The 13925-nt window shown below is 30.8% G+C and carries 12 protein-coding genes; 7 read left to right on the top strand and 5 right to left on the bottom strand.

Annotated elements, in window-relative coordinates:
• Positions 1 to 8 precede the first annotated feature (8 nt).
• Genes H0I23_RS11345 through H0I23_RS11335 form a run of 3 tightly spaced genes read left to right on the top strand, consistent with a single transcriptional unit; the run spans position 9 to position 3214 of the window.
• Positions 9 to 611 (top strand): SprT-like domain-containing protein, encoded by a 603-nt coding sequence (locus H0I23_RS11345; protein WP_216783417.1) that lies wholly within the window; start codon positions 9 to 11, stop codon positions 609 to 611.
• A 5-nt stretch (positions 612 to 616) separates the two neighbouring features.
• A complete protein-coding gene (locus H0I23_RS11340; protein ID WP_216783416.1) occupies positions 617 to 1696 on the top strand; it encodes a mannose-1-phosphate guanylyltransferase in 1080 nt (359 codons plus the stop codon).
• Between the two features lie 3 nt (positions 1697 to 1699).
• Complete coding sequence (locus tag H0I23_RS11335) at positions 1700 to 3214, top strand: DUF389 domain-containing protein (protein ID WP_216783415.1); 1515 nt, start codon at positions 1700 to 1702, stop codon at positions 3212 to 3214.
• 2 nt (positions 3215 to 3216) lie between these two features.
• Here H0I23_RS11335 and H0I23_RS11330 read toward each other — a convergent pair whose 3' ends face one another.
• Positions 3217 to 3984: an ABC transporter ATP-binding protein gene (locus tag H0I23_RS11330; RefSeq protein ID WP_216783414.1), complete on the bottom strand. Its 768-nt coding sequence runs from the start codon at positions 3982 to 3984 to the stop codon at positions 3217 to 3219.
• Positions 3984 to 4721 (bottom strand): ABC transporter permease, encoded by a 738-nt coding sequence (locus tag H0I23_RS11325; protein ID WP_216783413.1) that lies wholly within the window; start codon positions 4719 to 4721, stop codon positions 3984 to 3986. The genes H0I23_RS11330 and H0I23_RS11325 overlap by 1 nt, the downstream gene beginning before the upstream one ends.
• Positions 4722 to 4906: 185 nt before the next feature.
• On the opposite strand from H0I23_RS11325, the gene pafA reads away from it, so the two are divergent.
• Positions 4907 to 6592 carry an alkaline phosphatase PafA gene (pafA, locus tag H0I23_RS11320; RefSeq protein ID WP_216783412.1) on the top strand — a complete coding sequence of 562 codons (1686 nt, stop codon included), beginning with the start codon at positions 4907 to 4909 and terminating at the stop codon, positions 6590 to 6592.
• Here pafA and H0I23_RS11315 read toward each other — a convergent pair.
• The gene (locus H0I23_RS11315; RefSeq protein ID WP_216783411.1) at positions 6584 to 7435 is read right to left on the bottom strand and encodes a glycosyltransferase family 2 protein; all 852 of its coding nucleotides are present in this window, start codon (positions 7433 to 7435) and stop codon (positions 6584 to 6586) included. The two genes, pafA and H0I23_RS11315, sit on opposite strands and share 9 nt — an antisense overlap.
• Positions 7436 to 7683: 248 nt before the next feature.
• Between H0I23_RS11315 and H0I23_RS11310 the strand changes: the two genes are divergently transcribed.
• The 3 genes from H0I23_RS11310 (at position 7684) to H0I23_RS11300 (ending at position 12199) form a co-directional block, all read left to right on the top strand.
• Entirely contained in the window at positions 7684 to 8913 is a 1230-nt protein-coding gene (locus tag H0I23_RS11310) for a cell envelope biogenesis protein OmpA (protein WP_216783410.1), read from the top strand.
• A 161-nt stretch (positions 8914 to 9074) separates the two neighbouring features.
• Complete coding sequence (locus H0I23_RS11305; protein WP_254073595.1) at positions 9075 to 10790, top strand: type IX secretion system membrane protein PorP/SprF; 1716 nt, start codon at positions 9075 to 9077, stop codon at positions 10788 to 10790.
• Positions 10791 to 11569: 779 nt separating this feature from the next.
• Positions 11570 to 12199, top strand: a complete 630-nt coding sequence (locus tag H0I23_RS11300; RefSeq protein WP_216783408.1) for a response regulator transcription factor — start codon at positions 11570 to 11572, stop codon at positions 12197 to 12199.
• Between the two features lie 80 nt (positions 12200 to 12279).
• Here H0I23_RS11300 and H0I23_RS11295 read toward each other — a convergent pair whose 3' ends face one another.
• Both H0I23_RS11295 and H0I23_RS11290 read right to left on the bottom strand, forming a co-directional pair.
• Positions 12280 to 12801 carry a methyltransferase gene (locus H0I23_RS11295; protein ID WP_216783407.1) on the bottom strand — a complete coding sequence of 174 codons (522 nt, stop codon included), beginning with the start codon at positions 12799 to 12801 and terminating at the stop codon, positions 12280 to 12282.
• A 12-nt stretch (positions 12802 to 12813) separates the two neighbouring features.
• Entirely contained in the window at positions 12814 to 13872 is a 1059-nt protein-coding gene (locus H0I23_RS11290) for a 3-oxoacyl-ACP synthase III family protein (RefSeq protein ID WP_216783406.1), read from the bottom strand.
• Positions 13873 to 13925: the final 53 nt, after the last annotated feature.

Raw genomic sequence — 13925 nt, 5'->3', positions numbered from 1 at the left:
TTTGTTGAATGTATAAAACACTAGAAAAATACCTTCCTGAACGAGCAGTAGAGTTGTGCGCTGATCTGATAAAGGAAAATAGTGTTAATTTAAAGATTGTAAATCAACGTGTTACTCGTCATGGTGATTATAGGAGATTACCAGACGGAACACATAAAATAACAGTTAATTCATCTTTAAATAAGTATCGTTTTTTAATTACTTTGGTGCATGAGATAGCACACTTAGTAGCTTTTGAAAAATATGGAAGAAAAATTAAGCCACATGGATTAGAATGGAAAAAAACATTTCAATTTTTAATGCTTCCTTTTATTCGTCCAGAGGTTTTTCCGCCAAAGGTTTTGCCATTAATAGCAAATCACTTTAGAAACCCCAGTGCGAGTAGTGATACAGATGCTAAATTATCAATAGCATTAAAACAATTTGATGCACAATTTAAAGAAAATTCGTACGTTTTTCAATTACCAATCGGAAGCGTATTTAGATTAAAAAATGGTAGAATTTTTAAAAAAGGGAATAAAAAAATAAAACGATTCGAATGTATTGAGTTGAGTACAAATAATATTTATTTGTTTCAACCTAATGCAGAAGTAGAGTTAATAAAAGACTAAAAGAAATGAATAAAAATTATTACGCAGTTTTAATGGCAGGTGGAGTTGGATCTCGTTTTTGGCCAGTTAGTACATCTGAATTTCCTAAGCAATTTCACGATATGCTTGGTACGGGAGATACTTTAATTCAAAAAACTTTTAAACGTTTAAATAAGTTTGTTCCTACAGAGAATATTCTGATTTTAACAAATGAGCGCTATAATGATTTAGTATTAGAGCAATTACCCATGGTAAAACAAGAACAAGTAGTTCTTGAGCCTGCAATGCGTAATACAGCACCATGTATATTATATGCGTCATTAAAAATACAAAAGAAAAATCCAGATGCGGTGATGATAGTAGCACCTAGTGATCATTGGATTGAAGATGAAGAAGGTTTTGCAAGAAATGTTGAAGCGTGTTTTGATAAATGTGAAAAAGAAGATGCACTTTGTACTTTAGGTATTAAACCAACTTTTCCGAACACAGGCTTTGGATATATAGAATTTGATAAAGAAAATAAAGAAGACCTTAAAAAGGTAAACCAATTTAGAGAAAAGCCTAATTATGAAACTGCTAAAGATTTTTTAGCACAAGGTAATTTTTTGTGGAATGCGGGTATATTTATGTGGAGCGTTAAAACAATAGTTGACGCTTTTAAAGCTTACCAACCATCGCAATACGAATTATTTGCAAAGGGAATTGCTTTGTATAATACAGATTCTGAACAGGAGTTTATTAATGAGAACTATCCTCAGGCAGAAAATATATCTATTGATTATGCAATATTAGAACAATCAAAAAAGATTTATGTTCTTCCTGCTACTTTTGATTGGAATGATTTAGGTACTTGGGGTTCTCTTTATGATAAGTTAGATAAAGAAGAAGGTGATAACGCTGTAGTTAACAGCAGAGTTTTGTTAGAAGATGCTACAGGGAATATGATTAGATCTCCAAAAGACAAAATTGTTGTTGTTGATGGCTTAAAGGATTACATTATTGTAGATAAAGAAGATGTTTTACTAATCTACCCAAAATCTAAAGAACAAGATATTAAGCAAGTACTTGTTAAGGTGAAAGAAAAATTTGGTAAACAGTATACCTAGAATATGAATGACGAATTAAATAAAGAACATATTGCGCCCAACAGCAATGAAGGAGCTAAAGGAGAAGAGGTGAAAAAAGATCTTCAAGGTCTTTTAGGTTCTACTAAACAGTTTTTGTCAGAGTTATTAGATATCAGAAGTAATACTGACCAAGAAGCTACTCGAGAATCTATTGTTGCAGATATACCATTTAAAGGCCATACATCGTGGATTTTAATATGCTCTATATTTATAGCTTCAATTGGTTTGAATGCAAATTCAACAGCTGTTGTTATTGGGGCCATGTTAATTTCGCCACTAATGGGTCCTATATTAGGTATGGGATTGTCATTGGCAATTAATGATGTTGATACACTTCGTCGTTCGTTAAAGAATTTTGCTGTAATGGTGGTTCTTAGTATTTTAACAGCTTTTCTGTTTTTTAAACTTTTTCCATTACGTGATGAATCTTCAGAGCTTTTAGCACGTACGGCGCCTGATATTAGAGATGTTCTTATAGCTTTTTTTGGTGGTTTGGCGTTGGTGATTGCTAGAGCAAAAAAAGGCACGATAGCTAGTGTTATATTTGGTGTAGCAATTGCAACAGCATTAATGCCTCCTTTATGTACAGTAGGTTTTGGTTTAGCTATTGGTAACTGGGATTATGCTAGTGGAGCAATGTATTTATTTATAATAAATACCATCTTTATTGGTCTGGCAACTTTTCTGGTTATTAAAATTTTAGGCTTTCCGATGGTGCGCTACGCTAACTCTCAAAGAAGGAGAACAATAGCAAGGTTGGCATCATTAGTAGCTATTTTAGTTATGATACCTGCTAGTTTTACATTCTTTCAAGCTTGGAAAGAATCTAAGTTTAAAAGTGAAGCTCAAAGTTTTATCACTAATAATATTGAGAAATATCAATTTGCAGGAAATGGAATGTTTCTTGGGAATTTCACCAATATAGAGTATCATGGTAATGATAAGAATTTTTTTGAAATGATTTTTGGTAGTAAAACTAAAAGAGAAAATTCAGCTATAGAACTTATGTTTATGGGAGAAGAATTAGTGCCAGATAACATAATTTCAAGTTGGAGATCTATAAAAAATGAAGATTACACGGAGTTGAAAGATGTAGACCTGAAAATAATTCAAGGTTCTAAAAATGAAGTTATCGATCAATTTAAATATGTAAATGAGCTTTATGAATCTAAAAAAGCAGAATTGTTATCGAAAGATGAGCGAATAAAAATTTTAGAAGAAGATTTAGTGAAGTTGAATAAGCTAAAAACTTCGCAAATTCCTTTTGAAGATATAAGTGCTGAGGCTAAAACAAACTATGAAAATTTAGAAACACTTGGTTTCTCGTATACAATTAAAACAGATTTTAAAAAATTAGATACAATTCCTGTTTTTGAAGTAAGTTGGAAAAAAGAAATTAAGAAAGGTCAAGCAGAAATAGATACTAAGAAATTATCTGATTGGCTAAAACTTCGTTTAAAGAATAATAAAATTGAGGTTAAAGCGGAATTAAATTAAATTTAATTACGCTCTTCAATATACATTTGACGCACTTTTTTAAACAATTCTGATGAATATACAAAATCGGTAACGGCTTCGTTATCGGTTTTGAATATTTCTTTATTTGTGCCTTCCCACTCTTTTAAACCGTTTTTTAAGAATAAAATTTTCTGACCTATTTCCATAACAGAGTTCATATCATGAGTGTTAATAATAGTTGTAATATTATACTCTTCTGTAATCTCTTGAATTAGATTGTCAATTAATATAGCGGTTTTGGGATCAAGTCCAGAGTTTGGCTCATCACAAAATAAATACTTCGGGTTCATAACTATTGCTCTTGCAATAGCAACTCTTTTTTGCATTCCTCCAGATATTTCTGAAGGGTACTTGTGGTGTGCTTCAATTAAATTGACACGTTTTAAAACAGCATCAACACGATCCTGCATTTCAGATTTAGATTGTTTTGTAAACATTTCAAGAGGAAACATTACATTGCCTTCAACAGTCATAGAATCAAACAAAGCACTACCTTGAAATACCATGCCCATTTCTTGACGTAAATCTCTTTTTTCATCTCCTGTTAAACTGGAGTATGTTCTTCCGTCATAACAAATAGATCCTTCTTCAGGTTCAAATAAACCCAGAAGACACTTTAGAAAAACAGTTTTTCCAGAACCACTTTGTCCAATTATAAGGTTTGTTTTTCCTTTCTCGAAAGAAGTAGTTACACCCTTAAGTATTTTTGTATCTCCGAAAGATTTGTGTATGTCATTTACTTCAATCATTAGCCTAATAAAAGTTGTGTTAGTATATAATTTACAATAATAATAACAACACTCGTCCATACAAACGATGTTGTACTTGCCTTACCAACCTCTAAAGCTCCACCTTTCATATAATAACCATGAAAGGAGGGTATGGTAGCTATAATAAATGCAAATATTATAGTTTTTATAAATGAGTATGTAACATGAAAAGGAATAAAATCTAATTGAATCCCTTCAACGAAATCAGCACTTGTACTAAATCCACCAAAAACTCCAGCAATCCATCCTCCAAAAATACCGACGTACATGGCAATAGCTATTGCAAACGGATATAATAATAAAGCAATAATTTTAGGGAAAACTAAATAATTTAAAGAGTTTACGCCCATAACTTCTAAGGCATCAATTTGCTCAGTTACTCGCATAGTACCAATACTAGAAGTAATATACGAGCCAACTTTCCCCGCCATAATAATAGAAGTAAATGTTGGGGCAAATTCTAAAATAACAGATTGTCTAGTAGCAAACCCAATAAGATTTCGAGGTATTAATGGGTTCGTCATATTTAAAGCTGTTTGTATAGAAACAACACCTCCGATAAAAAAGGAAATAAATATGATTATGCCAAGAGAACCGAATATAAGTTCGTCAATCTCTTTCAAAATAAGAGTTTTCATTATTCTCCATTTGGTAGGTTTTTTAAAAACCTCCCGAATCATAATAAAATAGCTGCCAATAGATGCTAGGTAATTCATTAATTAAAATAATCTAGTTCATGTAAAAATAATAATATTATATTGTTTGAGACTTGTTATTATAAGAAAAGAAAATTGTTATATACATAAGCTTTGAAATATGACTTAATTTTTAAATTGATTTAACTTTAAATTCTTTTAAACGATATATATTTAATTAATTTTGTTTTATAAAATTCAATTTCATGACTAAAAATAAACATGCTGCTTTTTTACTATCGGCATTAATTTGTTTGAGTGGACTTTCATTAAGTGCACAAAGAAAATCTAAAAACAAATCTCAAGAATCAGCTGTTGCTACAGCACCATTTACAAGTCCAAAATTAGTAGTTGGTATTGTAGTTGATCAAATGAGATATGATTATTTAACGAGGTTTTGGTCGCAATATGGAGATGGTGGTTTTAAAAGGTTGATAAAAGATGGTTTTAATTGCCAAAATAATCATTTTAATTATGCTCCAACATATACAGCTCCTGGGCATACATCAGTATATACAGGTACAACACCTGCTACACATGGTATAATAGGAAATAACTGGTACGATAAAGATTCAGGAGAAAGTGTTTATTGTGTTTCAGATGACACTTACAACTCTGTTGGGACAACATCAGATGCTGGGAAAATGTCACCTTTTAGAAACAACGTAACGACAATTACAGATCAATTGCGCCTTCATACAGAAATGCGAGGTAAAGTTATTGCAGTGGCGCTAAAAGATAGAGGTGCTGTTTTACCGGGTGGTCATTCTGCAAATGCAGCATACTGGTTTCATGGAAAAGATGAGGGTAATTGGATTACTAGCACTTATTATATGAATGAATTGCCTAAGTGGGTTGCAGATTTTAATGCTTCAGACATAGCTATATCATATAAAAAACCATGGAATACTTTAAAAAATATAAATGAATACATACAAAGTGGTACAGATGTAAATGCTTATGAAGGACTTTTTGAAGGTGAAATGAATTCTTCTTTTCCTCATGATTTGCCTGCACTTTGGGCAGCTAATGATGAATATGACCTTATTAAAGCAACACCTTATGGTAATAGTTTGACTGTTGATTTCGCAATCGCATCTTTAGAAGGTGAAAGTTTAGGTGCGGATGCTATTACTGATTTTTTAGCAGTAAGTTTTTCAAGTACTGACTATGTTGGGCATAAATTTGGAGTGAACTCAAAAGAAATTGAAGATACCTACTTAAGGTTAGATGCTGATTTAGAAAAATTATTAAATACTTTAGATGTTAAAGTAGGTGTGGGTGAGTATACTGTTTTTTTAACGGCAGATCATGCAGGTGTAGATGTGCCTTCATATTTAAAAGATAAGAAAATACCAGCAGGTTATGTTGATTTTAATCTTATTAAAGAAAAGCTGAATGTATTTTTAAATTATAATTATGGTACTGTTGATATTGTTAAAAACATATCGAATGGACAAATTTTTTTAGATCATAAAATTGTAAAAAATCTTGATATAGATTTAGAAGATGTTCAAAAGGATATTGCAAATGAGTTACTGTCTTATGATTATATAGATAGAACATACACTGCAAACCAGATGAAACAAAATAGTTATACAAGCGGAATTCCATACATTCTTCAAAATGGATATAATCAAAAAAGATCAGGTGATGTATTGATTGTATTGAAGCCTAATTTTATTAGTTACTCAACTACGGGGTCTACTCATGGGTCGCCTTATACATATGATACGCATGTACCGTTATTATTTTTCGGAAAAGGAATACAAAAGGGAGCAATGCATCAAAAAACAGTTATTCCTGATATTGCACCAACGATAGCATCATTATTAGGTATTGCTTACCCAAGTGGCACAACAGGAGAGCCGATTGTTGAGGTGTTAAAATAATTGTTTTTTTATACCTTTCCAGCGTAAATCACGAATAAAAGAGCCTTCTTTTTGGGAAACCAAAAAGGGGGCTTTTTCTTTTGAGGCTTTTAGGTAGCCTTTCATATTATCAAAAAAAGCATTTGGTTTGCCTTGTTTTAAAGCCATTTTTAATGAAGCAATTAATGTGATAATTAATTTATACCTCATAGTATACATAGCTTTACCTTGTAAAAGTTTAGCCTTTTTATTGTACGCTTTCCCAGTTGGGCGAAGGTGTTTTACTTTTAAATTGTCATCAGTTATAATTTCAAAACCATAATATTGAGCTAATAATTCATCAACGGTATCCCATCCCATGGCACTTTTTAAGCCGCCAATAGCAGAATAACATTCTTTTGAATATGCTTTAAATGCTCCTCGAACGTGCTTTTTATTCATTGGGTGATTTAATAACCACTGGCCTTCATTGTTTTTTTCATAAACAAAACCACCTACAACTCCTGCTTTTTGATTTTTATTAAAAATAGAGCTTATTGTTTTAAAGTAATTGTTGGGTAAAATAACATCGGCATCAAGCTTTACAATAAAATCATAATCTTCAATTAATAGGTTAGTTCCCTTATTAAAAGCATTTATTACTTTACTGCCGGGCATATGCTCTTGTGATGATGTGATATTTAACTTTGAGAATATTTGATTTTTTTTAGCAAAATCATCAATAATAGATTCTGTGTTATCTGTAGAGTTGTCGTTGACGATTATTACTTTTTTGGGAAGTAATGTTTGTTCTAAGATTGATTCTAAGGTTAGCCTTAAAAAAGACTCTTCATTATGAGCAGGTATAACAATATAGTAATTCATATAATGCTTAAAAAAATCAAAGGTAAGTATCTAGTTAATAAAAAATGTCAAAATAAGGACGTTAATGAAATGAATGTTTAAGCAAATTAGGCTAATATTTAAAATTATTTTCGAAAAATACACGCTCAAAAACATATTTTTTCGATGAAATACATAAAACTATGTAAAACCTATGAAATATTATTAGTTATTACATCCAAATGTTTTCTGAATTTTGCTTAAGAATTATAACCCCATATCCTACTATTATGAAAAAAACTATAATCAACAGTATTTTAATTACAACCTTATTGGTGTTTTCAAATACTACATTATCAGCACAAAATTCAACTTCTTTAGAGCTAAATAAAAGAATTGAGAATTTTAACGAATTAAGAAAGTTAGGTTACCAAGAAAAGGAAATTTATGAAGATTTAGGTAATGCTAATTTTTTAAGTGACAACTATGAAACTGCCATTTTTTGGTATAATAAACTTTTCAAATTTACAGATGGTAACGGAGTAAGTAATAGCTATTATGAGCGTTACCAATTTGCATTACAAATGGCGGGTAAAAGTACTTCTAAAGCAGCATCTAATAGTAAAGATTGGACAACTGTAGTAAAACAAGATTATGTAACAAAGAAAGTTAAAACATCTGATCGATTTAGAGAAATTGACTTTGCATCAAAAAGTCATTTAAAGGCTTTAGAAGATTTTGTAAGTAGAGAAATTAAGTTAGCTAAAGATATTAACTCTAAAGAGAATAATGAAGTAATAGCTATTGAAGATGACCATACGCCAATAGCTTTAACGGCAGACGGCACAACAGCATATTATGCGAAACCTGTTTTGGTTAAGCCACTATATGGTGTTTTTTCAAAAAAAGAATTAGTAAGTAAAATATATAAAGCCCAAAAAATAAAAGGGCAGTGGAGAACTGTGGAAGAAGTGTCATTGGCACCGAAGAATTCCTCAACAATGCATCCTGCAGTTTCTCAAGATGGTAAGCGTTTGTTCTTTGCTTCGAATATGCCAGGTACATTTGGTGAGTTCGATATTTATGTTGCAGATTTAAAAAGTAATGGAACTTTTGGAGTTGCTAAAAACTTAGGTAAAAAAGTAAATACAAACGAAGATGATTTATATCCAAATATTGTGGGAGGGACGTCGCTTTTCTTCGCATCAAATGGACATCAAGGCTATGGGGGATTAGATGTCTATATGGTAGAAGTAGCACAAAACAAGGTTGGCAGTAGTGTCAACCTTGGAAGTCCCATCAATAGCGGTTCAGATGAGTTCTCTGTAGATCTTATGAAGGATAATGGATCAGGTTATGTATTATTAAAAAGATCTGATGATAAAGGCGGGTTAAAACAAGTTGCCTTTTCTTATTCAGATGACCATGAGCCTAGCAGAAATAGAAAAGAGTATAATAGTTTTGAAGCATTAAATAAAGAATCTGAAATAAACTATTCTACTTCAATTTTCGAAGATTAATAGGGCAGTCTTAAAAGAGCTATGACCGATAGTTTATCCCCAAATAAGCAAGTATTATCGGAAGGTTAAGTTTTAGATTAACATTAATTATTTCAATTATGACCCACACAATTTCAACAATACAGAACAAAATTTATTTTATATTAATAGTGACTTTAATCTTGAGCAGTAATAATTTAGCTGCTCAAGAAAGTGTTGCTGATTTTGGATCTAAAACAACATACCATAATCAGTTGTTTTTCAATAGATTTTTGATCAACCCAACATTTTCTTTGGTAAGAGAAGAAAAGTCATATTTAAATATTTTGCATAGAAATCAATACACAACTTTTGAAGATAATAATCAAAACTATTTTGTTGGTTTTAGTAACAAAATTAACGACCATACAGCTTTAGGTATTGGTGTTTATAGCCAGTGGGCTGGCGTTGTTCAAGAGTTTGGCTTTAATGCAAATTATGCAACTTCTGTAAAGTTGGGAGAAAAAAGCACATTAACATTTGGTACTAATGTTAGCTATTTTAGTGATGGTTTAGATAAAAATAGAATGGTCTCTTCGGAAGAAGATCCTGAATTGGCAGATGTAAATAGAGAAAGTAAAATAGCTATTCAACCAGGTATTACATTGTCTCTTGGTAAATTTGATTTTAGTTTATATGCACAAGATTTGTTTAAGTATAACCAAACAACAAATAGCTTTTTAACGAACCTTAATGATAAAAGTATAAAAGCATCTGTTCAATACACTCATTTCTTAAGAGCTTCACGTGGGTTGTTTGCAAATGCAAGATTATCACCATTACTTCAAGTTGGTAAAAATTACGATAATAGTATTTCTTATGTTGGTTCTGTAATATTAGAATTGCCTGAATTCGGATGGGTTCAAAGTACTTTAGATGATGAATATGGTTTATCTATGGGTTTTGGTTTTAATTTGAATAAAAAAATGTCTTTAGGGTATTTAATGGAAAAAGACGTTGTTGAAGATCAAGCAGATTTGGGTTGGAATCATGAGGTTTCTGTAGCATATACTTTTAAGAATAATAAAAAGTCACTAGCTGATTATGTAGATAGTTCTCAAGACAGTAAAGTAGATGCTATTATTAGAAACTATGAAGAGCAGATACTTAAGTTAATGGCAGATCAGGAAAATAAAAGTGGGGAAGAAACAATTGAGGCTGTTAAAAAAGAAGTTATTAAGCCAGCAACCAAAAGTGGTAAGAAAAGAAGAAAAACAATAGATTCTGGTGCAGGTAGTAGTGGGTTAGGGTTAGCTAGTATTGATGAAGTAGAAGAAAAAGATAACTCTATGGCTTATGAGAACAGATTAATTTTAGATGAACTTATATTAAGACAAGACTCTATTGAAACAGCGAGAAACGACGCTTTTGAAGACCGTTTTGAAGCGATAGTACGAATTTTGAGAAACGATTTAGAAAAGGCAAAAGATTTAAAGGGGGAGAATTCAGTTAGTAATAAAACATCAACATCGGTAGCTTCTAATGATTATAAGGAAGTTAAAAAAAGTTATACTTTAAATAATGTAAATCATAAAAAATATGAAAAACTACCAATTAAAGTATTAAATCAAACAGATATTGTAGGGGTGAAATCTGGGTATTATGTTATTGCAAATGTGTATAAAACTAAAAAATACCTAACAGCTTTTATAGATGGTTTAAAAGCTAAAGGCTTAAATGCAAAACAATTTTATAACAAAGAGAATGGTTTGTACTATGTTTATTTAGCAGATTTTGATATTAAGCAAGATGCAGAAATGGCTTACGGGTCAAACTTAAATGGTAAGTATAATGATGAAAAATGGATCATGCAAGTAGATGATTTTTCAGCAACAGCTGTTAATTTGTATGAAGATTAAGCATTGAAAATTGGTTTAATTGAGGTAAGAGCCTGCTAAAATATGTAAATATTTAGCGGGCTTTTTAAGTTGTTTTCACGATAGCTTTCTTTTTAAATAAACTTTTCGATGAACGGTATATCGATAAAAAATAAACTTTTAACGATTGAAAATCAGATATTTACCGACTTTAATGTTGCTTGAAATTAGTTGATCTTGAATATGTTGTAGGAAAAAGATTACTAAAGACTCTTGATGTTATCAATATTTTATTACTTTTAAAAAAAATTAGAGCAATAAGTAAAATTTAAAAGCACATAATTTCTTTTAAATAGAGTGATAATTTTTTTATTAAAACCAAATAGAAATAGAACAAGAATACGCTTAAAGATAAAAAACAGTAATCCTAAATCCCCCAATTTATGAAAACTAAACTTAACCTAACCGATTACCTAAAAAGCAATTTAGATTTAAAATTGCTAATTAATTACCCTCCTTTTATTAATTTAAGAGAAAGTAATATTCGAAAAATAATTGTAACCTATTTTTCCTGCAATTATAATAGAACACACTTTCTAGTTAATTCCTGATTTTTATAAAGCTCCAACATTTGTCATTTATTTCATAATGATTTAAGGCAAAAAAGTGACTTTTTTTGTTTACTATTTTTAATAGTAAAAGGTCATTGCTATGTTTTTTGAAAAAAAAAGAACTTGGTGAGTTGTATAATTGTAATTAGTTTAATCTCTGGTTTTTCAATTTTTGAAGTTGAAAGATTGGTCCCCCAAATCCCCCATAATATGAAATCCTACATGCCTAAAATAATGGTGCTTGATGATGATCCCCAATTTCATGAAGCTTACCGTTATTATTTTGAAACTTACCACGATTATTCCTTAGCAGGAATTTTTAAAACAGTAAAAGATGCTTTGTTAGTTTATAACGATATAATGCCAGATATTATTATATCTGAAGTCGATATCCCTGATATCGGAGGTATTGAAGCTATTAAGTATTTTAGAAAAATAGACCCTAATGTTAAGGTTATAATGCTTAGTACTAAAAGTGATTTTGAATTAGTTAAAGTCGCTTTTAAAAATAGAGCTAATGGTTATTTGACAAAGCCTGTTACTAAGCAGAGGTTGCATCATGCTTTAGATTCTATAAAATTTGAAGGAGCTGCAATGAGTCATGATATTGCAGAAAAATTATTCTCTATGTTTCAAAAGAAAACTTACGATTCTTTTTCGAAGAGAGAAAACCAAATTATAGAATGTTTGTGTAATGGTGGTACTTATAAAATGATTGCCGAAAAGCTATTTATTACAACAAGTGCTGTTAATTTTCACATTCAAAATATCTATTTAAAATTGAACGTAAATTCTAAATCAGAAGCATTAGAAAAGCTTCAGACATTAGACGCATATTAAAATATTTAAAATCGGGTTAATGTGTTTTAATTATCTTTTTAAGTTAGCACTTGTTTAAAGCAAGTGCTGCTTAGAAAGTTTTAAATGCGCTCAGCGTAAATAATGTAATAGCGAGGTGTAAACTTTCTTAATAATGGTCGAAAGCCTATTTTTTTAATTGGGTTAGTAAATTTTGCGCGATCGATAATTTTCCAGCCAGCCTTCTCTAATAGCCAATCAAACTGCCAATCTTCAAACTCATGATAATGTCTATCCCACTTATCAGTTTTGCTCTGGTAAGCAGGTGAAAACCATAATCGCATCGGTATACTAGCAACTAGTTTTTTACTTTTTATTTCTCTTAGAACATTAAAAGGAGCGAGTAGGTGTTCAAAAATTTCAAAAGCAGTAACTACATCTGCATCAGATTTTATAACAGAAGAAAAATCTATATCTAAATCTTCACCTTTCGTATTCTCTACTTTAAAACCATGTTCTTTCATGATTTTTGAAAACGGGTTTTCTACACCTAAATCGAGTATAGGTTGTGAGGTCGAAATATGTTTTTGAAGAAAGTTTAAAGTATGTTCAAAACGCTTATTCGGAAAACTGTTTTCGTACATTAAAAAAGGATATTAGTGTCTGTATATAATGGCGTTTATGTTCATTCCTGCGCCAACACTTGCAAATATAACAACATCTCCTTTTTCAATTGCTTGATTTTCTAATTTTCCACGTTTTACCATATCAAAAAGAGTAGGGATGGTCGCAACTGAGCTATTTCCTAATTCTTTAATATTCATAGGCATAATACCTTCTGGCATTTGCATGCCATAAGCTTTATAAAAGCGTTTAACAATGGCTTCATCCATTTTTTCATTAGCTTGATGAATAAAAATCTTTTTCACATCGCTAATATGTAATCCACTGCTATCTAAACAATCTTTCATAGCAGCCGGTACATTTGTTACTGCAAATTCGTAAATTTTACGACCATGCATTTTAATGTAGTTAGTGGTTGTAGTGTCTTCTAAAGAGTACGATTGTCCGAAAAATAAATAATTAGACTCTTCAAAAGCGTATGTAGCAGAAGCATGAGCTAAAATTTCACCATTTTCATCAGAGCTTTCTATAATCGTAGCTCCCGCACCATCAGAATATATCATTGAATCTCGATCGTAATCATCTACTACTCTAGAAAGTGTTTCGGCACCAATAACAAGGCATTTTTTAGCAATGCCACTTTTAATAAAAGCATTAGCTTGTATTACGCCTTCAATCCAACCAGGGCAACCAAATAAAATATCATAAGCAACGCACTTAGGATTTTTAATTTTTAATTTACTCTTTACTCTTGTTGCTAAACTAGGTAATGTATCTCCTTGTGATTGACCATGCTTTACATCACCAAAATTATGAGCTAAAATTATATAATCTAGTGATTCTTTATCAATTCCTGCATCTGCAATTGCTTTTTCAGCAGCAAAAAATGCAATATCAGAAGTATTTAAATCATTTGTAACATAACGTCGGTTTGCAATACCTGTTATGGCTTTAAATTTATCAATAACAACATCATTTTCATATGCGAACGTGCTTCCGTCATTATTAAGAAATTTATGATTTATAAAGTCTTTATTTGTGGTTAAAACAGTTGGTATATAAGAACCTGTTCCAGTAATTCCGATTTTCATGCTTATGGTATTGGTGTAATCTGCACTAAGGTAATAAAAAGTAGAATCATTGC

Source organism: Cellulophaga sp. HaHaR_3_176 (assembly GCF_019021925.1).
Taxonomy (GTDB): Bacteria; Bacteroidota; Bacteroidia; order Flavobacteriales; family Flavobacteriaceae; genus Cellulophaga.
Note: the sequence above shows the minus strand (reverse complement) of the source record. Positions and strands in the feature narration are given on the sequence as shown.